This window comes from Mycobacterium sp. UM_WGJ, assembly GCF_000455125.1.
Lineage (GTDB): Bacteria > Actinomycetota > Actinomycetes > Mycobacteriales > Mycobacteriaceae > Mycobacterium.
This window is the reverse complement of record NZ_AUWR01000056.1, coordinates 1-22,975: the sequence shown is the minus strand read 5'-3', so window position 1 is coordinate 22,975 and position 22,975 is coordinate 1. Positions and strand designations below refer to the sequence as shown.

Annotated in this window: 23 protein-coding genes; 6 read left to right on the top strand and 17 right to left on the bottom strand. The window is 67.5% G+C overall.

The window, feature by feature from the left end; genetic code table 11:
- Positions 1 to 102 precede the first annotated feature (102 nt).
- Positions 103 to 1,305, bottom strand: a complete 1,203-nt coding sequence (locus tag N416_RS0117140) for a PPE family protein (protein WP_024443333.1) — start codon at positions 1,303 to 1,305, stop codon at positions 103 to 105.
- 14 nt (positions 1,306 to 1,319) lie between these two features.
- Positions 1,320 to 1,619, bottom strand: coding sequence for a PE family protein (locus N416_RS0117135; protein ID WP_024443332.1), 300 nt, complete (start codon positions 1,617 to 1,619; stop codon positions 1,320 to 1,322).
- 497 nt (positions 1,620 to 2,116) lie between these two features.
- On the opposite strand from N416_RS0117135, the gene N416_RS0117130 reads away from it, so the two are divergent.
- Entirely contained in the window at positions 2,117 to 2,992 is an 876-nt protein-coding gene (locus tag N416_RS0117130; RefSeq protein ID WP_024443331.1) for a neutral zinc metallopeptidase, read from the top strand.
- A 7-nt stretch (positions 2,993 to 2,999) separates the two neighbouring features.
- Here the strand turns inward: N416_RS0117130 and N416_RS0117125 are convergent, their stop codons facing one another.
- Both N416_RS0117125 and N416_RS0117120 read right to left on the bottom strand, forming a co-directional pair.
- Positions 3,000 to 3,872: a dihydrodipicolinate synthase family protein gene (locus tag N416_RS0117125; RefSeq protein WP_024443330.1), complete on the bottom strand. Its 873-nt coding sequence runs from the start codon at positions 3,870 to 3,872 to the stop codon at positions 3,000 to 3,002.
- A gap of 30 nt (positions 3,873 to 3,902) precedes the next feature.
- Entirely contained in the window at positions 3,903 to 4,688 is a 786-nt protein-coding gene (locus N416_RS0117120) for an aldolase (RefSeq protein WP_024443329.1), read from the bottom strand.
- Between the two features lie 82 nt (positions 4,689 to 4,770).
- Here N416_RS0117120 and N416_RS0117115 point away from each other — a divergent pair, with 82 nt between their 5' ends.
- Positions 4,771 to 5,313 (top strand): helix-turn-helix domain-containing protein, encoded by a 543-nt coding sequence (locus tag N416_RS0117115; protein ID WP_024443328.1) that lies wholly within the window; start codon positions 4,771 to 4,773, stop codon positions 5,311 to 5,313.
- Positions 5,310 to 5,651 carry a gamma-glutamylcyclotransferase family protein gene (locus N416_RS0117110; protein ID WP_024443327.1) on the top strand — a complete coding sequence of 114 codons (342 nt, stop codon included), beginning with the start codon at positions 5,310 to 5,312 and terminating at the stop codon, positions 5,649 to 5,651. Before N416_RS0117115 ends, N416_RS0117110 begins: the two co-directional genes overlap by 4 nt.
- 10 nt (positions 5,652 to 5,661) lie before the next feature.
- Here N416_RS0117110 and N416_RS0117105 read toward each other — a convergent pair whose 3' ends face one another.
- From N416_RS0117105 to N416_RS0117095, 3 genes are all read right to left on the bottom strand, one after another.
- Positions 5,662 to 6,216, bottom strand: a complete 555-nt coding sequence (locus N416_RS0117105; RefSeq protein ID WP_024443326.1) for a hypothetical protein — start codon at positions 6,214 to 6,216, stop codon at positions 5,662 to 5,664.
- Positions 6,217 to 6,288: 72 nt separating this feature from the next.
- Positions 6,289 to 7,557 carry a histidine--tRNA ligase gene (gene hisS, locus N416_RS0117100; RefSeq protein ID WP_024443325.1) on the bottom strand — a complete coding sequence of 423 codons (1,269 nt, stop codon included), beginning with the start codon at positions 7,555 to 7,557 and terminating at the stop codon, positions 6,289 to 6,291.
- Positions 7,554 to 8,231: an MBL fold metallo-hydrolase gene (locus N416_RS0117095; protein WP_024443324.1), complete on the bottom strand. Its 678-nt coding sequence runs from the start codon at positions 8,229 to 8,231 to the stop codon at positions 7,554 to 7,556. The genes hisS and N416_RS0117095 overlap by 4 nt, the downstream gene beginning before the upstream one ends.
- A 109-nt stretch (positions 8,232 to 8,340) precedes the next feature.
- Between N416_RS0117095 and N416_RS0117090 the strand changes: the two genes are divergently transcribed.
- Positions 8,341 to 9,237, top strand: a complete 897-nt coding sequence (locus N416_RS0117090; protein WP_024443323.1) for a peptidylprolyl isomerase — start codon at positions 8,341 to 8,343, stop codon at positions 9,235 to 9,237.
- A gap of 47 nt (positions 9,238 to 9,284) precedes the next feature.
- Here the strand turns inward: N416_RS0117090 and N416_RS0117085 are convergent, their stop codons facing one another.
- The 6 genes from N416_RS0117085 to yajC all read right to left on the bottom strand — a co-directional run bounded on the left by N416_RS0117085 (position 9,285) and on the right by yajC (position 17,865).
- Positions 9,285 to 11,657 carry a bifunctional (p)ppGpp synthetase/guanosine-3',5'-bis(diphosphate) 3'-pyrophosphohydrolase gene (locus tag N416_RS0117085; protein WP_125079604.1) on the bottom strand — a complete coding sequence of 791 codons (2,373 nt, stop codon included), beginning with the start codon at positions 11,655 to 11,657 and terminating at the stop codon, positions 9,285 to 9,287.
- A gap of 75 nt (positions 11,658 to 11,732) precedes the next feature.
- Positions 11,733 to 12,317, bottom strand: a complete 585-nt coding sequence (locus N416_RS0117075) for an adenine phosphoribosyltransferase (protein WP_081654610.1) — start codon at positions 12,315 to 12,317, stop codon at positions 11,733 to 11,735.
- A complete protein-coding gene (locus N416_RS0117070) occupies positions 12,272 to 13,930 on the bottom strand; it encodes an ABC transporter substrate-binding protein (RefSeq protein WP_024443320.1) in 1,659 nt (552 codons plus the stop codon). The genes N416_RS0117075 and N416_RS0117070 overlap by 46 nt, the downstream gene beginning before the upstream one ends.
- Before the next feature lie 6 nt (positions 13,931 to 13,936).
- Complete coding sequence (gene secF / locus N416_RS0117065; RefSeq protein ID WP_024443319.1) at positions 13,937 to 15,250, bottom strand: protein translocase subunit SecF; 1,314 nt, start codon at positions 15,248 to 15,250, stop codon at positions 13,937 to 13,939.
- Between the two features lie 4 nt (positions 15,251 to 15,254).
- Positions 15,255 to 17,339: a protein translocase subunit SecD gene (gene secD, locus N416_RS0117060; RefSeq protein ID WP_024443318.1), complete on the bottom strand. Its 2,085-nt coding sequence runs from the start codon at positions 17,337 to 17,339 to the stop codon at positions 15,255 to 15,257.
- 217 nt (positions 17,340 to 17,556) lie between these two features.
- A complete protein-coding gene (gene yajC / locus N416_RS0117055; RefSeq protein ID WP_024443317.1) occupies positions 17,557 to 17,865 on the bottom strand; it encodes a preprotein translocase subunit YajC in 309 nt (102 codons plus the stop codon).
- A 181-nt stretch (positions 17,866 to 18,046) separates the two neighbouring features.
- Here yajC and N416_RS0117050 point away from each other — a divergent pair, with 181 nt between their 5' ends.
- Both N416_RS0117050 and gabT read left to right on the top strand, forming a co-directional pair.
- Positions 18,047 to 18,367: a hypothetical protein gene (locus tag N416_RS0117050; protein WP_024443316.1), complete on the top strand. Its 321-nt coding sequence runs from the start codon at positions 18,047 to 18,049 to the stop codon at positions 18,365 to 18,367.
- 33 nt (positions 18,368 to 18,400) lie between these two features.
- Complete coding sequence (gene gabT / locus N416_RS0117045) at positions 18,401 to 19,753, top strand: 4-aminobutyrate--2-oxoglutarate transaminase (protein WP_036458342.1); 1,353 nt, start codon at positions 18,401 to 18,403, stop codon at positions 19,751 to 19,753.
- A 6-nt stretch (positions 19,754 to 19,759) separates the two neighbouring features.
- On the opposite strand, the gene ruvB is transcribed toward gabT, so the two are convergent.
- The 4 genes from ruvB to N416_RS0117025 form a co-directional block, all read right to left on the bottom strand.
- Positions 19,760 to 20,821, bottom strand: a complete 1,062-nt coding sequence (ruvB, locus tag N416_RS0117040) for a Holliday junction branch migration DNA helicase RuvB (protein ID WP_024443314.1) — start codon at positions 20,819 to 20,821, stop codon at positions 19,760 to 19,762.
- Positions 20,818 to 21,408 (bottom strand): Holliday junction branch migration protein RuvA, encoded by a 591-nt coding sequence (gene ruvA / locus N416_RS0117035; RefSeq protein WP_024443313.1) that lies wholly within the window; start codon positions 21,406 to 21,408, stop codon positions 20,818 to 20,820. Before ruvA ends, ruvB begins: the two co-directional genes overlap by 4 nt.
- Positions 21,405 to 21,962, bottom strand: a complete 558-nt coding sequence (gene ruvC / locus N416_RS0117030; protein ID WP_024443312.1) for a crossover junction endodeoxyribonuclease RuvC — start codon at positions 21,960 to 21,962, stop codon at positions 21,405 to 21,407. Before ruvC ends, ruvA begins: the two co-directional genes overlap by 4 nt.
- 174 nt (positions 21,963 to 22,136) lie before the next feature.
- The gene (locus N416_RS0117025) at positions 22,137 to 22,946 is read right to left on the bottom strand and encodes a sulfotransferase (protein WP_024443311.1); all 810 of its coding nucleotides are present in this window, start codon (positions 22,944 to 22,946) and stop codon (positions 22,137 to 22,139) included.
- Between the last annotated feature and the right edge of the window lie 29 nt (positions 22,947 to 22,975).

Below are 22,975 nucleotides of genomic sequence, written 5' to 3'. Positions count from 1 at the left end.
TCATAAAACGTGTTGCCATGATTTTCTCTCTCTTGCTCGGAATTCGTTGTGGTAGCCGGGCGCCGACCCGGCAGACACGTGTGTGTGTTCAGGCCCCTTCCGCTACCCGCCGGCCGGCGAACGGGGCATAACCTTGGGTGCCTTGGCGGCCATCGCGCCCATGCCACGTCCGGCCATCGCGCCCATCATGGCGTGGCCGAAGGGGCCGCCGGGCAGCCCGGAGCCTGCCGACATGGTCTGGATGGGGGCGCTGACCGTAGTGGCGGGCAGCACCGGGGCGGCACGGACCATACCGTCGGCGGCCATCGACCACGCTCCCGGCACCTTCAGCGCGCCCATCGAGGCGGCCTGGCCGAGCTTGGCGGAGATCGCGTTGGTGGCCGAGCTGAAGTGGCCCGCGAGCACGCCGACCGCGCCCTGCAGCTTGTCGTTGACGAAGTCGCCGATCTGAGTCATCAGGGTGCCGGCGCCCCCGGCGGCCGTCTGCCCTGCCAACGCCCCCGTGGCACCGGCCGCACCGCCCATCCGGGCGAACTGCATCAGCATCGGCAGGAAACGCACCAACATCATCAGGGGCATAGACCCATAGCTGATGGGTGACATCACTGAGCTGATCGTCGTGGCCCCCGCCTTGGCGCCGAGCATCGTCGACGGGAGACCGACCGCGTCGAGCAGTCCACCGACGGTGGCAAAGTCGTAGCCGGGCGTGGTCGGTACACCGGTGCCGGTGCCGGGGGTGGGACCGCCCTCAGCCGATCCCGGTGTCCCCTGGGTCGTCGCCTGCGCAGCCTGCGGCGGGTTCGACACCTGTTGCAGCGCGTTGTTATTGGCCTCCGCAGACCCGCTGTACGTGTCCATCGCGGCGCCGTCGGTCGCCCACATCACTTCATACTGGTGCTCGGTGGCCTGGATCAGCGGAGTGTTCTGGCCAAAGAAGTTGGTCGAGATCAGCGCCAGCAGCATCGCGCGGTTGGCGGCGATCACCGCGGGCGGCACCGACGCGGCCCGCGCCGCCTCGAACAGCGCGGCGGCCTGAGTTGCCAGGGCAGCGTTGTTGGCAGCGGTGACCGCGGCTTGCTCCAGCCATGCCACGTAGGGGGCGGTCGAGGCTGTCGCGACAGCCGAACCGGCTCCCGTCCACGTCGAGTCCAGATTGGCAATCACCGAGTGGGTCGCGGTGGCCGAGGTCATCAACTCGCTCGACAGCTGAGTCCACGCTGCCGCGGCCTCGAGCAACGGACTCGAGCCGGGGCCGGTATAGATAAGCCCGGAGTTGATCTCGGGCGGAAAGATACTGAAACTCATCGAGGCTCCCCGCTTCAGCCAGCTGCCGTGGCGTTTACAGCCTCAGTGACGGCGTAAGCGTTGGCGTTGCTACCCAAAGTGGCCGCGATCTGCTGGTGCACCAACGCCGCCTGCGCGCTGACTTCCTGGAACAGGGATCCGTGCGCCGAGAACTGTGCAGCAGTAATGGCCGACACCAGGTCGGCGGCAGGCGCGATCACACCGGTGGTGGGAGCAGCAGCGGCGGTGACCCCCGCGGTCATCGAGTCGCCGATTCCGGAAAGGCTTCCGGCGGCCGCCGTCAGAACCTCTGGCTGCGCGGTTACGAACGACATTGTTCCTCCTGGGGGTCGTGCAAGCGTCTCGGGGAAGTGTTTGATACTCGAAGTCTGCGTCAATACTTGACGTACGTCACTCTAGCGGACAGTTGTAATAACGGTCTGATAAAGCTGGGGCGCCCGAGGCGAACAACAACTCGTGGCCAGCGCACCACGGGGTCCTGGAGACACGAGTTGAAGCGTTCACCGAGCAGACGACCTCTCTTGGATCCTTGGGGCAGGTAGCTGCGGCGGCCGTCGCGGGAAGCGTCCCATTGCGGCCGGATGCAGAACGTAACACCGGCTCGACCTCGGGGTACAGCGCCGCTACAAACATTCAGTAAAGCTTTGGGATCTGGTCAGACAAAGCTCTATTCACTTAGCCAAGGCGCGGGATTCAACAGGTGCAACCGCGCTAAACCGGGCCTGGGGGCGGGTGCCGGTATGCGAAGCTAGGGTGCCCCACTCGGTCGGCTGGCCACCATCCAACTACGGACAACTCCACGGAGCGTGCGATGACCTTCAACGAGGGTATGCAGATCGACACCAGCACCACCTCATCAGGCGGCGGCGGTCGTGGGATCGCGATCGGCGGCGGCGTCGCCGGGCTGGTGATCCTGGTCGTGGCGCTGCTGTTGGGGGCCGATCCCGGTGAGGTGCTCAGCCAGCAGCCCGTGGACCGCGGCCAGTACACGTCACCGGGCTTCGACCTCGACAAATGCCGCACCGGCAAGGACGCCAATAAATACGTGCAATGCCGGGTGGTCGCCACGGCCAACTCGGTGGACGCGGTGTGGTCGGACCTGCTGCGTGGGTACACGCGTCCCCGGGTAGAGCTGTTCAGCGGACAGACGTCCACCGCCTGTGGGGCGGCCACCAGCGCCGTCGGACCGTTCTACTGCCCCGCGGACCAGACCGCCTACTTCGACACCGACTTCTTCAAGGTGCTCGTCGACCGGTTCGGCTCCAGCAGCGGCCCGCTCGCCCAGGAGTACGTGGTCGCCCATGAGTTCGGCCACCACGTACAGAACCTGCTCGGCGTGCTCGGCCGGGCCCAAACCGGCGCGCAGGGTGCGACGGGCGCCGGAGTTCGTACCGAGTTGCAGGCCGACTGCTACGCCGGGGTCTGGGCGCATTACGCGTCGGTGACCAAGCAGGAGGGCACCGGGGTGCCGTTCCTGCAGCCGCTGACTGACCAAGACATCAGCGATGCATTGTCCGCGGCAGCGTCGGTGGGTGACGACCGTATTCAGCAGGCCGCCACCGGTCGAGTCAATCCGGAGTCCTGGACCCACGGTGCGTCGGCGCAGCGTCAGCAGTGGTTCACCGTCGGCTATCAGAGCGGCGAACCCAACAAGTGCGACACCTTCGCCGCTGCCGACCTCGGTTAGCCCCGGGTCAAAGCGACAGTAGCCCGCGCAGTTCGGACCGCCCCGCCTCGTCCAGCGGCAATAACGGGCGACGAGGTTCCCCGGCGGGCACCCCGAGCATCTCCAGGCCGGCCTTGATCGTGGTGGGCAGCCCGCCGGCCACGATGAACTCCAACAGCGGCTTGAGGTTGTCGTAGCACGCCTGAGACTTGTCCAACTCACCCGCGATGACCGCGGTGTAGAGGTCCAGGCAGTGCTGCGGACGCAGATTGGGTGCCGCGGTGCACCAACCGGCCGCACCGGCCCGCAGCGCCTCGAGCACCAGCGGATTGCTGCCGTTGAAGAACGGCAGGCGCCCGTCGGACAGGGTGGCGATCCTCAGCATCCGGCTCAGATCACCGGTGGACTCCTTGACCATGGTCACGTGCTCGATGCCCTCGAACATGGCCACCAGCAGGTCGGGACTCATGTCGATCCCGGAGGTAGCCGGATTGTTGTAGGCCACGATGTCGATATCGATGGCATCGGAGACGGCCCGGTAATGCGCGGTGATCTCGCGTTCGGACAGTTTCCAGTACGACACCGGCGAGACCATCACCGCGTCGGCACCGGCCTGCGCGGCATAGCGGGCGCGGCGCACGGTACGCGCGGTGGTCAGATCCGAGACCCCGACCAGCACCGGCAGGCGTCCGGCGACCGCGGCGATCGAGGCGTCGACGCAGGTCTCGAACTCGACCTCGTCGAGATAGGCGAGTTCACCGGTGCTGCCCAGCGGAGCGATGGCGTGCACCCCGGCCTCGACGAGCCGGTCGATGACGGTGGTCAGGACCGTGGTGTCGATTCCGCCGTCGCGGAACGGCGTCACCGGGTAGCCGATGACTCCAGATAACTGTGCTGCCACGAGAGACTCCTTGCTTATCGGGTGATCCCTTTACTGATTGATCACAGTGGGGTGGCCGGCCAAGGCGCGGCGGGCGTAGTAGGCGAAGTTGGCCTGGCTGCGGTTGGGCAGCAGGGTCCAGTCGTGGGCTTCACGGGCCAGCTTCTCCGGAAGTTCTTTGATGGTCCCGGCGGCCATGGCGGCCAGCTGCAGCGCGGCGGCACGCTCGATCAGCACCGCCAGCGAACAGGCCTCCTCCACGCTGGCGCCGGCCACGATCTGGCCGTGGTGCGCCAGCAGTATCGCCTTCTTGTCGCCGATGGCTTCGGAGATGATCTCGCCCTCCTCGTTTCCGACCGGGACACCGGGCCACAGCGGCAGGAAGGCGCAGTCGTCGTAGAGCGGTGTGGTGTCCATGTGCGAGACGATCAGCGGGGTTTCGAGCATGGACAGTGCGGCGACGTGAAACGGGTGGGTGTGCACGATGCACTGGACATCCGGGCGGGCCCGATAGATCCAGCTGTGAAATCGATTGGCGGGGTTGGCCATCCCCTCGCCCTCGATGACGTTGAGGTCTTCGTCGACGAGCAGCAGATTGGTGTCGGTGATCTCGTCGAATCCCAGACCAAGCCGTTGGGTGTAGTAGGTGCCCGGCGCCTCGGCCCTGGCGGTGATCTGTCCGGCCAGGCCGGAGTCATGACCGCGGTCGGAAAGCGCCCGGCAGGTCAGGGCCAACTTCTGGCGAGTGGTCCACTGGGTTCCGGTGAAGTTCTCCGCGAAGCGGTGCTCCGCGCGTTGCATCAGATCGGATTTGGAATCGTCGAACGTGGTGCCCATGGCAGCTCCTCGATGCCTGAAGTGGATGACACGACTGTATCTGATAGGACACATGGTGTCATGGTTATGTCATTATGGACGCATGACGGAACTGCTGCGCGCCGTCCGCAAGCAGCGAGGGCTCACCCTCGAAGGCCTCGCCGAGCGGACCGGGCTGACCAAGAGCTACCTGTCCAAGATCGAACGGAGTCGCAGTACGCCGTCCATCGCGGTGGCCATCAAGGTGGCGCAGGCCCTGGACGTCGATGTGGCACAGCTGTTCTCCGAGCGGGGCGACGAAGACAAGATCGCGGTGGACCGGGCCTCAGACCGCAGAGAGGATCGGCAGCGCTACCGGGCGATGGCCGCAAACATGCTGGGAAAGTCGATGTCCCCGTTCGTGGTTCGTCCTACGGGGAACGCCGAGCGTGCTGGACATCGGCTGCACCCGGTACATCAAGGCCAGGAATTCCTCTTCGTGCACGCCGGGACCGTTGAGTTGGTGTACGGCGATGCGACGTTGACGCTGGGCACCGGTGACAGCGCCTACTTCGACGCCTCGATCAGCCATCGCCTCCGCTCGGTGGGCGACCACCTCGCCGAGGTCGTCGTCGTCGCAGCAGACGAAGCAGGTGGCGCACAGTGAGCACCGAACTGCTGTTCTCCTACGGCACCCTGCAACTGCCGGAGGTACAACGCAGCACCTTCGGGCGCGAACCCGACGGTCGCCCGGACGCGATCATCGGCTATGACCTGGACTATGTGACGATCACCGATCCCCACGTGGTGGCCGTCAGCGGCAGCGACCGTCATCCGATCCTGCGCCCGTCAGATGCACATGACGCCACAGTCCCTGGCACGGTTTTCGCGATCACGCCCGCCGAACTGGCGGCCGCTGACGAGTACGAGGTCGACGCCTACCGGCGGATCTCGGTGCCACTGCGCTCGGGTGCGCGAGCCTGGGTGTACGTGTTCGCCGAGTGAGCCGGATCGATCACCAGGGCCGGGTGGCGCAGGACACTCCACTACCGCCCTGCTGCGACACCACCACTTCGCCGTCGACGGCGATCTCGCAGTGGAACTCCGGGTTGGTCCGCAAGCCTCCGCTCGCGGTGACGAGCGCCCACTGACTCGGGTCGGCCAGCGTGGTGGTGTAGACCACCGGCTGTCCCCCGCCGATGGGCACCCGAACCGTCTCGAGGTATTCCGAAGAGTTGGCGTTGTAGGCCGCCATGCTGGGCGGGTCGGTCTTGATGTAGGAGATGTTGCCGGTCAGGTCACTGGTCGCGGTGATGGTGTAGGTGACCTCGTGGCCACCGGTCGCGCTCTTCTTCGGGGCGTCGGCCGACGGCTCGGTCGCGTTCTCTGCCGGAGTGGGCGACGGCGACGGCCCCGCATTCTCGGTGGGCGATGCCGCCGGGCTCTCGGTTGGCGATGCTGGGCTGGTCTCAGGGTCCGCAAGTGACGTCGCATGGCTGGCTGCCATTCCGGCGGCTGCCATCAGCAACACCGTCCCGAACTTGACTGTCACGTTCCGCATGATCGTCATACCGCGCCACGCTACCGGAGGGCCGGCTCCGACGAGGGCCGGCGGCAGCGCCTCATACCGCACCGGTCCCGCCTATCGGGTGCCGCTCAACCGCGTGCGCACCGCGGCGACAACGTCGTCGACCGCCACGTCGACCTGCTCCCCGGTGGTCAGATTCTTGACGCCGACGGTGCCCGCCTCCAGGTCGCGGTCCCCCGCCACCAGGGCGATGACGGCTCCGGAACGGTCGGCGGCGCGCATCGCTCCCTTGAGGCCGCGATCCCCGTACGCCAGGTCCACCCGCACCCCGGCGGCCCGCAACTGCGCGCCGATAACGGCGAGCCGCAATTTGGCGGCCTCGGACAGACCCACCCCGTACACCTCGCACCGGGTGGTCGTCCCCACGGTCTTGCCCTCGGCGGCCAGAGCGAGCAGGGTGCGGTCCACGCCGAGGCCGAAGCCGATCCCGGACAGATCCTGGCCGCCAAGCTGGCGCATCAGCCCGTCGTAGCGGCCCCCGCCGCCGATTCCGGACTGCGCACCCAGACCGTCGTGCACGAACTCGAAGGTGGTCTTGGTGTAGTAGTCCAGGCCGCGCACCATGCGCGGATTGACCACGTAAGGCACCCCGAGTGCGTCCAGGTGTGCCAGCACGGTGCCGAAGTGCATGCGGGCGCCCGCCGACAGATGGTCCAGCATGACCGGGGCGTCCGCGGTCATCTCACGCACGTGCGGGCGCTTGTCGTCGAGCACCCGCAGTGGGTTGAGCTGCGCGCGCTGCCGGGTCTCTTCGTCGAGGTCGAGCCCGAACAGAAACTGCTGCAGCAACTCTCGATACGCGGGGCGGCAGGTGTCGTCGCCCAGGGAGGTGATCTCCAGCCGGAAACCTTCCAATCCCAGGGAGCGAAAACCCGCATCGGCGACCGCGATCACCTCGGCATCCAGCGCGGGATCGTCCACCCCGATCGCCTCGACGCCCACCTGCTGCAGCTGCCGATAGCGGCCGGCCTGCGGGCGCTCATACCGGAAAAAGGGCCCCGCGTAGCAGAGCTTGGCGGGCAGTTGACCGCGGTCCAGCCCGTGCTCGATCACCGCACGCATCACCCCCGCGGTGCCCTCGGGACGCAGGGTCACCGACCGCTCCCCGCGATCGGCGAACGTGTACATCTCCTTGGACACCACGTCGGTGGACTCCCCAACCCCGCGCGCGAACAGTGCGGTGTCTTCGAAGATCGGCAGCTCGATGTCGCCGTAACCGGCGCGGCGAGCGGTCGCCAGCAGCCCGTCGCGGACCGCGACGAAGCCGGCCGAGGCCGGCGGAACGTAATCGGGCACCCCTTTGGGTGCGGCAAACGTGCTCACGCACTCAGCCCTTCCAGGAATGGGTTGTAACGGCGCTCCGCGCCGATGGTGGTCTTGGGTCCATGGCCGGGCAGCACCACGGTCGCGTCGTCGAGGCAGAGCAGCTTGTCGACGATCGAGGTCAGCAGGTCGCGGCCGCTGCCCCCGGGCAGGTCGGTGCGGCCGACCGAGTTCTGAAACAGGGTGTCCCCGCTGAACACAACTTCGGCTGCGTCCCCCTCGACCCGGAACACCACCGAACCCCGGGTGTGGCCGGGGGTGTGGTCGACAGTCACCGTGGTGTCGCCCAAGCCGAGCTTGTCCCCATCGCGGTCCAGTTCGATCAGCTGCTTGGGCTCGGAGAACATCGCCTTGCTCAACACACCGAACAGCGCCTGCCCCGGGACCGTGCCCAGCGAGCGCAGCGGGTCGGTGAGCATGAAGCGGTCCTCGGGGTGAATGTAGGTGGGGCAGCCGTAGCTGTCGGAGACCTTCTGCGCCGACCAGATGTGATCGATGTGGCCGTGGGTGAGCAGCACCGCCGACGGCGTCAGCCGATTCTCGTCGAGCACACGCCGCAGCCGGGCCATCGCGCGCTGCCCGGGGTCCACGACGATCGCGTCAGAGCCCTGCCGTGGCGCCAACACGTAACAGTTGCACGCCAGCATTCCAGCGGGGAATCCGGTGACCAACACGCCGACCAGTTTCCCATTGCACGCCGGGTCGGCGGTGACGCGGGCGGTGCAGGCGCGCTCTGGCAGACTTGAGGCCCGACTCAGTCAGCGAGCCAGGAGGTTACCGCCGGTGCCCACGAACTCAGAGCGGCGTGCCGCCGCCAAGCGCAATCTGGAGCAACAGGTGCAGCAGCGTGCCGAGGCGGCCCGCAAGCAGCGTCGGCTGCTGATGATCGTCGGCGCCGTGGCGGCGGTGTTGCTGATCGCGGGTGTGGTGTTCGTGGTGCTGCGCGACGACGACCCCGGCAACGTCAACGCGAGCGGTTCGTCGGCGTCGAGCACATCGGAGTCCGCGGACTCCGCTGACGCTTCCGGGGCACCGGCGGCCAGCGCCGGACAGCTGCCGAAATTCACCGCATCGCCTGCGCTGGGCGCCGACTGTCAGTACCCGAAGGCGCGTCCGGCCACCAAGGCTGTCGAGCCGCCGCGGACCGGCAAAGTCCCGACCGACCCCGCCGAGGTCAGCGTCTCGATGATGACCGACCAGGGCCCCATCGGTTTGATGCTCAACAACGCCCAATCCCCCTGCACCGTCAACAGCTTCATCAGCCTGGCGGCCAAGGACTTCTTCAACGACACCCAGTGTCACCGGCTGACCACGTCACCGATGCTCAGCGTGCTGCAATGCGGTGATCCCGCCGGAGACGGCACTGGCGGCCCGGGCTACGAATTCGACAACGAATACCCCACCGACCAGTACTCCTTGGGCGACCCGGCCGCGCAGCGGCCGGTCACCTATCCGCGCGGCACGGTGGCGATGGCCAACGCCGGGCCCGGCACCAACGGCAGCCAGTTCTTCCTGGTCTACAAGGATTCGATGCTGCCGCCGCAATACACGGTGTTCGGCAAGATTCAGGACGACGGTCTGGCCACCCTGGACAAAATCGCCGCAGCCGGCGTGCAGGGCGGCGGCGATGACGGCCCGCCGGCCACCAAGGTGACCGTCAAGTCGGTGCGGGCCGACTAACCCGGGCGCGGCCCCCGCTTGCGGGGGCCGATGCCGGGCTCGGGCCGTCAAGCCGCCGACGTCACCCGGTAGACGTCGTAGACGCCCTCGACATTGCGCACCACGTTGAGCAGGTGGCCCAGATGCTTCGGGTCGCCCATCTCGAAGGTGAACCGGCTGACAGCCACCCGGTCTCGTGAGGTGGTGACCGAAGCCGACAAGATGTTGACCTTCTCGTCGGCGAGCACCTTGGTGATGTCCGAGAGCAACCGGTGCCGATCCAGCGCCTCGACCTGAATGGCGACCAGGAACACCGAGGACGGCGACGGCGCCCACTTGACCTCGATGATCCGCTCGTCCTGCTGACGCAGCGCATCGGCATTGGTGCAGTCGGTGCGGTGCACCGACACCCCGCCGCCCCGGGTGACAAAACCCATGATCTCGTCGCCGGGCACCGGAGTGCAGCACTTGGCAAGCTTGGTCAACACACCGGTGGCGCCCGGTACCGCGACGCCGACATCGTCGGTATGGCGCTCGCGCCGCGAGATGGTCAGCGGTGTGGAGCGCTCGGCCAAGTCGTCCTCGGCCTGGTCGACACCGCCGAGCTGGGCCACCAACCGTTGCACCACGTGGTGCGCCGAGATGTGGTTCTCGCCGACGGCGGTGTAGAGCGCCGACACATCGCTGTAGTGCAGTTCGCGGGCCACCGCCGCCATCGACTCGCCGTTGACCAGTCGTTGCAGCGGCAAACCCGCGCGCCGCACCTCGCGGGCCATCGCGTCCTTGCCGGACTCGAGCGCCTCCTCGCGGCGTTCCTTGGCGAACCACTGCCGGATCTTGGCCTTCGCCCGGGGCGACACCACGAACTGCTGCCAGTCCCGCGACGGCCCGGCGTTCTGCGCCTTCGAGGTGAAAACCTCGACCACTTCCCCGTTTTCGAGCTTGCGCTCCAGCGCCACCAGCCGGCCATTGACCCGGGCACCGATACAGCGGTGGCCGACCTCGGTGTGCACGGCGTAGGCGAAGTCCACCGGCGTGGATCCGGTGGGCAACGTGATCACATCGCCCTTGGGGGTGAACACGAAGATCTCTTTGACCGCCAGGTCATACCGCAGCGACTCGAGGAACTCACCCGGGTCGGCCGCTTCCCGCTGCCAATCCAGCAGCTGGCGCATCCAGGCCATGTCGTCGATCTCGGCGGCGGTGTTGAGGTGCGGAACACCGTTGCGGCCCTTGGCCTCTTTGTAGCGCCAGTGCGCGGCGATACCGTATTCGGCGGTGCGGTGCATCTCCCGGGTGCGGATCTGGATCTCCAGCGGTTTGCCCTCCGGGCCGATCACCGTGGTGTGCAGTGATTGATAGACCCCGTAGCGCGGTTGGGCGATGTAGTCCTTGAACCGGCCGGCCATCGGCTGCCACAGCGAGTGCACGACGCCCACCGCGGCATAGCAGTCCCGGATCTCGTCGCACAGGATCCGCAGCCCCACCAGGTCGTAGATGTCGTCAAAGTCGCGGCCGCGCACGATCATCTTCTGATAGATCGACCAGTAGTGCTTGGGCCGCCCCTCGACGGTCGCGGTGATCTTCGACTTCGCCAGCGTGTTGACGATCTCGGCTCGCACCTTGGCCAGGTAGGTGTCGCGGGACGGCGCGCGGTCGGCCACCAGCCGCACGATCTCCTCGTAGCGCTTGGGGTGCAGGATCGCGAACGACAGATCTTCGAGCTCCCACTTGACTGTCGCCATACCCAGCCGATGTGCCAGCGGTGCAATGACTTCCAGTGTTTCGCGCGCTTTGCGCGCCTGCTTCTCGGGCGCCAGGAAGCGGATGGTGCGCATGTTGTGCAACCGGTCGGCGACTTTGATCACCAGCACACGTGGGTCACGTGCCATCGCGATGACCATCTTGCGGATGGTCTCGGCCTCGGCCGCGGTGCCCAGCACCACCTTGTCCAGCTTGGTTACCCCGTCGACCAGGTGAGCTACCTCGTCGCCGAACTCGGCGGCCAGCGCGGCGAGGGTGTACCCGGTGTCCTCGACGGTGTCGTGCAGCAGCGCCGCCACCAATGTGATGGTGTCCATGCCCAACTCGGCCAGGATGGTGGCAACAGCGACCGGGTGGGTGATGTAGGGATCCCCCGAATGACGCAGCTGCGAGGCGTGACGCTGCTCGGCGACCTCAAAGGCGCGTTGCAGCAGCGCCAGGTTGGCTTTCGGGTAGTACTGCCGGTGCACCGCCACCAGCGGCTCCAGCACCGGGCTCAGGGCGCCACGCTGGGAGGTGATGCGGCGGGCAATGCGGGCTCGCACCCGCCGCGACGCGCTGGTCGGGACCTTCAGCAGATCGGTGCGCTCCGACGGCGAGTCCTGGGCAATCGTCTCCGACGCCGCCGTGCTCTGGCTGCTGTCGGCGCTGTAGCTCTCGGGATCTGAGCCCGGCACTAAGCCGTGTTCAGGGCCCTGCGCCAAGCCTTGTTCAGGACCCACTGTGCTCACCTCCGACCACGAGAATATCGACTAAATCAGGTGCAGGCTGTGCAGCTGCAACGGTGCCACCGCGGCGCGTCCGCCGAGCCCCGCCAGCTCCAGCACCACCGCGGCCGCAACCACCTCTGCTCCTGCCCTGTCCAACAAGCGCCGCGTTGCGGCCAGGGTACCGCCGGTGGCCAGCACGTCGTCGAGTATTACCACCCGGCGCCCGGCCAAATCGATTCCGTCGGCCGGAATCTCCAACGCGGCAGTTCCGTACTCGAGCTGGTAGCGCTCCGAGAGCACCGGCGGGGGCAGCTTGCCGCCCTTGCGGACCGCCAGCGCGCCCACCCCGAGCCGGTCGGCGACCGCCCCGGCCAGCAGAAACCCGCGCGCGTCCACGCCGGCCACCAGATCTGCGCCGGCAACCACACGAGCCAGCGCCTCGGTGACCGCGGTCAGTCCGGTGGCATCGGCGAACACCGGGGTCAGGTCTTTGAATGCGATTCCCGCTGTGGGAAAGTCCGCCACTTCGCGGATCAGCGACGCGATGATCTGACCGGCGCCTGCGGCAGGCTCGGCCTGATTCACTGTTGCAACTCCCAGCGGTCCATATTCCAGCCCGCACCCCATCGGGTGGGGTTGGCGGCCACACCGTAGGTCTTCTTCGACGACAGCAGGGTGCGCTGCTGGCGGTACAGCGGCAATGTCGGCATATCGGCCCACAGCACCGGCGCGCTCTCGGCAAGCAGCCGCACCATCTCCGCGGGGTCGGCGGTGACGGCCAGCGCGGACACCACGCCGTCGATCTGGTCGTTGTGGTAGCCGGACAGGTTGTTTCCGTTGCCGCTGAACAACTCGTAGGCGTCCACCACCGACGACCCGCTCGACCCGCTTCCGGTGGATCCCCCGGTGCTGGCGAGCAGTACGTCGATCTGTCCTTCGCGCAGTGCCAGCGGGCCGATGGCGTCGGAGGCGACCTCGGTGACGGTGATGCCGGCGGGAGCGCACGAGCTGCTGATCGCCCCGATCACCGCGGCCAACCGGGTGTTGGGACCGCGGTAGCCGATACGCACCGTTAACGGTGTGCCGCCCAGCGTCTCGCGTGCCGCGTCGGGGTCTGCCCGGGCGAATTGTTCGGCCTCGGGCACGTTCTCGGCCTGGTCGAACGCGTCGTCCATGGCGGTGTTGAGCCGGGAGTTGACCACCGGCACCCCGGCGTCGCGGGCGATGACGTCACGCGGGGTACACAGCGCCACCGCCCGGCGTGCGGGAGTCTCCGACAGCGGCCCGGATGGAGCGAAGATGAGCTGCTCGATGCCGCCCGAGGGGCTGTCGCTGCTCTGATAGTCATCCGGGGTGATCAGCGACCCGGCGGATCCGGTCGCCACGTCGACGACCTCGATGACGCGCCTGTTCACCCGGTCGGCGATGTCGGCGGTCTGCGGCCACACCGTGATCCGCTTGGTGACCGGCTTGGCACCCCACCACAGGTCGTTGGCCACCAGCACTACGGCGCCGCCGTCGAGCACCGAGTCGATCTTGTAGGGCCCCGACGACGGGAAATAACGCAGGTCAGCACCGCGGTCTAGCTGCCAGATGGTGTTCCAGGCCTGCGCGATCCTGCCGATGACTTCGTCGGCGGGCCCGAGTCTGCCCAGCACGGCGTCGGTGATGTTCACGCCGAGCTTCTCGCTGATGACGTGCGAGGGCATCATCGAGGTAGCGGTGAACAGTTCCTCGTAGTCGACGATGTTGCGGTCGGGAAAGAACGACACCCGGGCCTTCTTGGCACCGGACTGGCACTCGATGTTCTCGATGTCGAGGTAGCCGGCGCGGCTCGCGGCATCGAAGCCCGGAAAGCGACCGGACTGGGCCGCCCACGCCAGCACCAGGTCGTCACAGGTGATGGGCTTCCCGTCGGAGTACACCGCGGCGTCGGCGATCTGATAGTCCAGCACCAGCGGGGCGCGGCCCACCACAGAGATGCTGCCGAAGTCGTGATCGGTGACGATCTGGCCGTCCGGCCCGTGGTAGCCGAATCCGATCAGGGTTCGCGAGAACGCCTGGGGCCCAGCCGACGCGGCACCGGCGACGGTGGTGCTGTTATAGGTGATCAGACCGCCGTCGACAGCATAGTCGATCTGATCGACAGTGGCGCTGGTGCACGCCGGTACCGACCAGATACCGAGGCTGATGGCGATCGCCACCACCCACGTCGCAGCGTGCCGCCAGCGGGCCGCCATCGCCGGTTACCGACCAGCGCCCGGCTTGCCGGTCGGACCCTGGCTGCGCCGGCTGGTGGGGCGGACCGGCTTGGCACCGGTCGCCGGGGTGCCCGGCGCCGTCGCCACCGTGCCCTCGTCGCCATCGGCGACGGTGTCTTCGGAGTCGCCCGGGTCCTCCGCGCCCGCTGCCGCCGGCTTCGAACCGGCCGTGGCGCTTCGCCGCCGCATCACCCGGCGGGTGTGGTTTTGCACCAGCTGGGTCCGTTCGCGAAGCGTGACCAGCAGCGGCGTGGCCAGGTAGATCGACGAATAGGTGCCGACTACAACACCGACCAACTGCACCAGCGCGAGGTCTTGCAGCGTTCCCACACCCAGCAGCCACACGGCGACCACCATCAGCGAGATGATCGGCAAGGCCGAGATCAGGCTGGTGTTGATCGATCGCATGAAGGTCTGGTTGATGGCCAGGTTCGCTTGTTCGGCGTAGGTGTAGCGGGTTTTGTGCTCGAAGCCGCTGGTGTTCTCCTCGACCTTGTCGAACACGATGACGGTGTCGTAGATGGAGAACCCGAGAATGGTCAACAGGCCGATGACGGTGGCCGGTGTGACCTCGAATCCGACCAGCGAATACACCCCGGCGGTCACGACAATGTCGAAGACCATCGAGATCATCGCCGAGAGGGTCATGAACCACTCGTAGCGCACCGTGATGTACAGCGACGCCAACAGCAGGAACACCACCAGGGCGATCACGGCCTTTTTGGTGATCTGCCCGCCCCAGGTCTCCGACACCGCAGAGTCACTGATCGCCTGCTTGCTGGCTTCACCGTCGGGCCCGACCGGCTGGAAGGCGTCGAACAGGTCGTCGCGCAGCTTCTCGGTCTGCTCGTTGGTGAGCGTCTCGGCGCGGATCTGCACCGTCGCCGAGTTGCCGTTGCCGACCACGACCACCGACTCGGGACTGCTGCCGACGCTCTTGCGGAACACCTCTTCGACCTGGGTGACGCTGGTGTCGCCGCGCGGGAACGACACTTTGGTGCCGCCGGCGAAGTCGATACCGAAGGTGAAGCCGCGAACCAAGATGCTCACGATCGCGATGGCGACCATGGCGCCACTGATCGCGTACCACATCCGCCGCTTACCGATGACCTCGAATGCGCCGGTACCGGTGTAGAGCCTCGACAGGAACCCATGCTGGGGCGCCTTGGGGGTTCCAGCGGTCTTGCGAGGCTTGGCCTGCACGGCGGTCCGGCTCTTGGTGTCCTTGACGGCTGCCGCGTCGTTCTTAGCGGACTTCGTCGCGCGCTTGGTGCCGCTACTGGTGCTCGGTTTGGCCATCTGGCTATCCCTGTTCCGTCGACTGGGCGGTTACCCGCGTGCGCGCTTTGGCTCCGGACTTGCCGCCCGCTGCGCCTCCCGATCTGGCGACCGCCCGCCGCTCCCGTGCGACCTGCTGAACCGCGCCGAGACCGTTGTAGGACGGCTTGGCCAGCGTCGGCGACTTGGACGCCAGGTAGACCAGTGGCCAGGTCACCAGGAACACCACCACCAGGTCGAGGATGGTGGTCAGACCCAGCGTGAACGCGAAGCCCTTCACCTGTCCGACCGCCAGGAAGTACAGCACCGCCGCCGCAAGGAAGGTGACCGCGTTGCCGGACACGATCGTCTTGCGGGCCCGCGTCCACCCGCGTGGCACCGCCGAGCGGAACGACCGGCCCTCGCGGATCTCGTCCTTGATGCGCTCGAAGAACACCACGAAAGAGTCTGCGGTGGTGCCGATACCGATGATCAGACCGGCGATACCGGCCAAGTCGAGCGTGTAGTTGATATACCGGCCCAGCAATATCAGGATCGCGTAGACCATGGCTCCGGCCACCACCAGGGACAGCGCGGTCAGCACGCCGAGTACGCGGTAGTAGAGCAACGAGTAGATCAGCACCAGGGCCAGACCGATCGCACCGGCGATCAGGCCCGCCTTCAGCGAGGTCATTCCCAGTGTGGCCGAGACGGTTTCGGCTTCCGAGGCCTCAAACGACAGCGGCAGCGATCCGTATTTCAAGACGTTGGCCAGCTGGCGTGCCGCATCCGGAGTGAATCCCGGTGAGCCACCGGTGATTTGGGTGCGGCCACCGGGGATGGCTTCCTGGATCTGCGGGGCACTGACGACCTGCGAGTCCAGCGTGAAGGCGGTCTGCGTGCCGATGTGGGCGGCGGTGTAGTCGGCCCAGACGTCGGCCGCGCCGCTCTTGAACTGCACCTGGACGACGTTGGAGCCGCTGCGCTGGTCCATGCCCGAGCTGGCGTCGGCGATCTGGTCGCCGCTGATGATCGACGGCGCCAACAGGTACGCGGTCTGCTGGTCCTGTGAGCAGGTCACCAACGGCAGATCCGGGTCGTCGTTGCCGGCAAGGATGTCTTCCTTGTCGCACCGTCCGGCCTGAATCTGCAGGGCCAGCGCCTGCACGACTTTGTTGTCGCTCTGCCGCAACCGCTTCTCAGCGGCGATACGGGCGGCCAGGCCCTGGGCCTGATCACCCTGACCGGGCAGACCCGGCATGCCGGGCAATCCGGGCAGTCCGGGCAAGGCGGGCATCTGCGCCCCGGGGGAAGCCGGCAACTCGGCGGGCGATCCCGGCGCCGTCGGCGCCGGTACGGTCGAGGTGCCGGGAGTGCCAGTCTCGCTGGTGTTTTCGGAGCCGGGGCTCGACGAAGTGGTTCCCGGGGTCGGGGTCGGCTCCTGCGGGAAGGGCCGCGGCTGGGCCGGCGGCGTCAGCGGCTGCTGCGGAAGCGCCCCGCCGTTCCCGCCGAACAGGCCCTGTCCGCCCGCACCGAAGCCCGGAGGCAGACCCGGAGCACCACCCCCGGCGCCCGGGGGCAGACCGGGCACACCGCCGCCACCGAGACCCGGAGGCAGACCGGGCACACCGCCACCGCCGAGGCCCGGAGGCAGACCGGGCACACCGCCACCGCCGGGCGGCAAGCCCGGGACGCCGGGCATACCGCCACCGCCGAGGCCGGGCATCCGGGCGGCTGCCTGAGCTTCCTGCACCGACACACCGTTGATCACCGGCCGGATGTAGAGCCGGGCCGTCTGGCCCAAGGTGCGGGCCTCATTGCCGTCGCTGCCCGGCACCGTGATGACCAGGTTGTTGCCGTCGATGATGACCTCAGAGCCCGAGACACCGAGCCCGTTGACCCGGGCGCTGATGATCTGTTGCGCCTGGTTGAGCGCGTCACGGGTGGGCGTGGAGCCGTCCGGGGTGCGCGCGGTGAGCGTCACGCGGGTGCCGCCCTGCAGGTCGATGCCGAGTTTGGGTTCGGCGAGCTTGTTTCCGGTCAGGAATACCAGCAGGTAGACGCCGATGAGCAATGCCAGGAACACCGCCAGGTTGCGGGCAGGGTGCACCGGCGCCGAAGGCGATGCCACGTTGTTGAGTCTCCTTCGCTCATTGCGCAATGCGCTCTCATGATCGTCGGGGCTGGCCCATGCTCGGACCGCCCGCGGCGATCAGTACCACTGCACCCGCAAAAGGGTACGTGCCCGGCCGGCCGGGATGATCGTTGGGCGGACGTTCCGCGCGTCGGGGCGTGTCAGCCGGCCGATCGGATGGCAGTGACCCGCCACACCCGGCGGCGGAGCGCTGTTAGGCGCCCTCGACGGCCTGTTCGACTGCGGCCTCGGCCGTCAGCTCCTCGGGCTCGATCTTGTCGCGCACGGCCAGCTTCATCCAGGTGGTCACCACACCGTCGGCGATCTCCAGGTCGACGTCGTCGTCCGTGATGCGGGTGATGGTGCCCTGCAGTCCCGATGTCGTGTGCACCCGGTCGCCCACCTGCAGCGATTCGTGCAGGTCGATGGTGGCCTGCATCGCGCGCTTCTGCCGCCGCGAGGCGAAGAACATAAAGGCGCCCATGACAAGGATGAGCGGCAGGAAGGCAACCATGTTTTCCATGACGAGAACCGATCTTTCGACTTGTTCGAATGATTCTTTGGCACCGGACCACCGCAGGCGTGGCGGGCCACTGTGATGACAACAGTGTGCCACTGTGTGCGGCGACCGCGCGCCGGTACCGCCGTCCACCCCCTAGGCTATCGGTGACGGGGGGTCAGAATTCTTGAGGGAAGGTTGGCCGATGAGGAATTTCGCGTGTGGTCTGGCGACCGCCGTTGCCCTGGCAGCGGCTCCCCTGGCAGTAGGAGCGATCGCCATGCCCGCCATCGGATCGGCAGAGCCGCTGGCCTGCCCGGGCGGCCAGTACTGGGAGCCCAGCACCAACACCTGCATGCCACTCGGACAGGGACCGACCCCGCTGGACTGTCCGGGCGGTCAGTACTGGGAGCCCAGCACCAACACCTGCATGCCACTGGGGCAGGGACCGACCCCGCTGGACTGTCCGCCCGGTGAATATTGGCAGCCCTTTGGTAACGCGTGCCGGCCACTCGGCCAGATCTGAGCCGCGGAAAACACCGCTAAGGAGGTCCGCCCCATGTCAGTGTCGCCGCTGCAGAGCCGCCACCTGACCACCGAGATCCCCGGGCCCGGCTCGGTACAGCTGGCGCGCCGCCGAACGATGGCCGTGCCGCGCGGGGTGGGCAGCACGCTGCCGGTGTACGCGATGCGGGCCGGTGGCGGCATCGTGGAAGACGTCGACGGCAACCGGTTGATCGACCTGGGCTCAGGTATCGCGGTGACCACCGTGGGCAACGCCGCGCCGCGCGTGGTGGAAGCGGTGCAGCAGCAGGTTGCCGAGTTCACCCACACCTGTTTCATGGTGACGCCCTACGAGGGATATGTGGCCGTCGCCGAAGCGCTGAACAGGATCACTCCCGGCGACTTCGAGAAGCGGTCGGTCCTGCTCAACTCCGGTGCGGAGGCGTTGGAGAACGCCGTCAAGATCGCCCGGTCCTACACCCGCAAGACCGCGGTGGCGGCGTTCGATCACGGCTACCACGGCCGCACCAACCTGACGATGGCACTCACCGCCAAGTCGATGCCGTACAAGAGCGGATTCGGTCCGTTCGCGCCCGATATCTACCGAGCGCCGGCGTCCTATCCCTACCGTGACGGCCTGATCGACAAGGAGTTGGGCAGCGACGGGGAACGGGCCGCCGAACGGGCCATCGGCGTCCTGGAGAACCAGATCGGCGCCCGCAATCTGGCTGCGCTGGTGATCGAACCGATCCAAGGCGAGGGCGGGTTCATCGTCCCGGCGCCGGGTTTTCTACCGGCGCTGTTGGCCTGGTGCGGCGACAACGACGTCGTGTTCATCGCCGACGAGGTACAGACCGGCTTCGCCCGCACCGGGGCGATGTTCGCCTGTGACCACGAAGGCCCGGCCGGGCTGGCACCGGATCTGATCTGTACCGCAAAAGGAATCGGCGGCGGCCTGCCATTGGCGGCTGTCACCGGCCGCGCCGACATCATGGACGCCCCGCATGTGAGCGGACTGGGCGGCACCTTCGGTGGCAACCCGGTGGCCTGTGCGGCGGCGCTGGGGGCGTTGGCCGCTGTCGAGGCCGACGACCTGGTGGGCCGGGCGAGGCAGATTGAGCGGCTGATCTTCGAACGGTTGGGCCGCTTGCAGGCCGACGACGACCGGATCGGCGATATCCGCGGCCGCGGCGCCATGATCGCCCTTGAGTTGGTGCAGCCGGATACCCACGCACCGGATCCGGCCCTGACCGCCGCACTGGCGGCAGCGTGTCATCGGGCGGGTGTGATCGTGTTGACCTGTGGAACCTTCGGCAATGTGGTGCGGCTGCTGCCGCCGCTGACCATCAGCGACGCACTGCTGTCGGAGGGATTGGACGTGCTCGCCGGCGAGTTGGCCAAGCTCTAACCCGACTTACTCGAACAACCCCGGTTGTCCCAGTCCCCCCGCGCCCGCCGGCGGCACCATGCCCAGGTGCGTCCAGGCTGCCGGAGTCGCGACGCGACCGCGGGGGGTGCGGGCAACCATCCCGGCGCGTACCAGGAACGGCTCGCAGACCTCCTCGACGGTGGCAGCTTCCTCCCCCACCGCAACCGCCAGGGTGGAGACTCCGACCGGTCCGCCGCCGAAGCTCCGGGTCAGTGCCGAGAGCACCGCGCGGTCCAGCCGGTCCAGGCCCAATTCGTCGACGTCGTAGACCGCCAGCGCGGCTTTGGCGACGTCGCGGGTGATCACCCCGTCGGCACGCACTTCGGCGTAGTCCCGCACCCGGCGTAACAGCCGGTTGGCGATCCGCGGCGTGCCGCGGGAGCGCCGCGCGACCTCGGCGGCCGCCTCGGCGCCCAGTTCGATCCCGAGGATCTTGGCCGAGCGTGCCAGCACTCGTTGTAATTCGGCCGGTTCGTAGAAATCCATGTGGGCGGTGAAGCCGAACCGGTCGCGCAGTGGGCCGGTGAGTGCACCGGATCTGGTCGTCGCACCGACCAGGGTGAATGGGGCCACTTCCAGCGGAATCGAGGTGGCGCCGGGCCCCTTCCCGACGACGACGTCGACGCGGAAGTCCTCCATCGCCAGGTAGAGCATCTCTTCGGCCGGCCGGGCGATGCGGTGGATCTCATCGATGAACAGCACGTCGTGTTCGACCAGGTTCGACAGCATCGCGGCCAGGTCGCCGGCGCGTTCCAGCGCCGGCCCGGAGGTGACCCGCAACGAACTACCGAGCTCGCTGGCGATGATCATGGCCAGCGAGGTCTTTCCCAGCCCGGGCGGACCGGACAGCAGGATGTGATCGGGTGTGCCGCCGCGGTTTTTGGCGCCCTCGATCACCAGCTGCAGTTGTTCGCGTACCCGGGGCTGGCCGATGAACTCGGCCAGACTGCGCGGGCGCAGGCCGGCGTCGATGTCTCCCTCGCCGACCGTCAGCGCCGGGGACACCTCGCGGTCGTCGGGATCGCCGGGTTCACCGGATTGGCTCACTTGGTCTTCCCCAACCGGCTCAGCGCGGTGCGCAGTACTTCAGAGGTGGTGGCGTCGGGAGCGTCGGCCAGTACCTTGTCGGTGGTCTCCTCGGCCTGCTTGGCGGCAAAGCCGAGCCCGATCAGGGCTTCGATCACCGGAGCCCGCACCGCGTGACCGCTGAACACGGCCCCGTCGGAGGGGGCCACCGCGCCGATCTTGTCGCGCAGCTCCAGCACCAGCCGCTCGGCACCGCGCTTGCCGATCCCGGGCACGCGGGTCAATGCGGTGATGTCGGAGTCGGCGAGCGCCCGGCGCAGGGTGGCCGCGTCATAGACCGCCAGGGTGGCCAGGGCGATCTTGGGTCCGATCCCCGAGACGCCGATCAACGTGAGGAACAGATCGCGGGCCTCACCGTCGGGAAATCCGTAGAGGGTCATCGAGTCTTCACGCACGACCATCGCGGTGATCAGACGGGATTCGCTACCGCGGCGCAGCGTCGACAGGGTGGTCGGTGTGGCCATCAGTTTGTAACCCACCCCGGCCGCCTCGATCACGGCATGGTCCAGGGCAATGTCGATGACCTCGCCACGCACCGACGCGATCATGCCCGGGCCGCCTTGAGCTTGTCGGTGTACTTGCGCCGCTGCTCGGCGGCCAGCGCCTCCGCGGCAGCCATCCGGGCGATCATCGGGGCCCGCCAGCAGTGACAGATCGCCAGCGCCAGCGCGTCCGCGGCGTCGGCGGGCGTCGGCTTTTGCTGCAGCCCGAGGATCCGGGTGATCATCGTCGTCACCTGCGCCTTGTCGGCCGAGCCGTTGCCGGTCACCGCGGCCTTGACCTCGCTGGGGGTGTGGAAGTGCACGGTGATGCCGCGCCGGGCGGCCTGCAGCGCGATCACTCCGCCGGCCTGCGCGGTGCCCATCACGGTGGAGACGTTCTGCTGGGAGAACACCCGCTCGATCGCGATGACGTCGGGACGGTGGGTGTCGAGCCAGTGCTCGGCGGTGTCACTGATGGTCAGCAGCCGCTCCGGCAGCGGCTGATCGGCCGGGGTGCGCACCACATCGACGTCCAAAGCGGTGACCTGACGCCCCTGCCCGCCTTCGACCACTGACAGTCCACACCGCGTCAGCCCGGGGTCGACGCCCATCACCCGCATCGGATTCCTCTCCAGCACCGAACAACTGTTCGACAGTCTAGTGGGTTCCGATGACACCCCCCGGGCGCGACACGCTCCCTGAGTGCGGCTCGCGGCAGCACCCGCCGCCCGGGGCTGGCGGCGCTTCCGCCGTTTCCTCTCCCACGGCGGCGTCAGTCCAGCACCGTAGTTCGGCTAGACCACCCGCAAACCAGCGGGCACGGCCTGCGGGTCGCGCCAGAACGCGTCGCGGGTGAAGCGGTTGAACAGGTCGGGCGGCAGGATCGACTCCCGCGGCTTGGCCCGGACCTCGCCGTGAACGGTGTGTAGGCCCGGCGTGCCGGCCCGTTCGTCGAAGTCGGTGACGTCATAGTCGACATTGTCAAAAGTGTGGGGGTACATCGGTTCACCGATGAAGTCGTAGATGGCACGCATCGTCCGGCCCGGATCAGTGGTCAGAGTCTCGTACTGCACAACCAGCAGCTTGTCCCGCTGTGCGCCGTAACAGGCCTGTTTGAGCATGTCGTAGGGCGCCCCGACCATTCCGTCCTGCGCCACAATCCCGTTGGCGCGAGTGTAGACAGTGCCGCCGGGATTGAAGCCGAAGATCGAGGACGGCGTGAACACGTTGCGTTGGATCAATCGTTCGATGCTGTCGACCACCCACGTCAGCTCGCGTACGCAGGCAATCACCTTGGCGTCCGGAAACAGCCGCGTGACCGCCGGCATCCACCCGCACCACGCTCGATTGGTGTCGAAGACCACCTCCGCGGCGCAGTCGGCGTAGAAGCTGTCGAACAGCCCGTGCAGGATCCGTTCCCGCTTCGCGTCGTCGATGAACACCGAGAACTCGTTGCGGGCGCTCATCTCGCCGAGCAGCGCGCCGAACAAGCCCGCCAGCGGGCCCGACATCCCGGCCTCGAAACGCGGGTTCTGCCGCAGCAACGCGGCCAGCAGGGTCGAACCTGAGCGCGGCAGACCGGAGATGAAATGGATCGTCGACAACGGCGTGGCTCCTATTCGGTTTCGAGGGC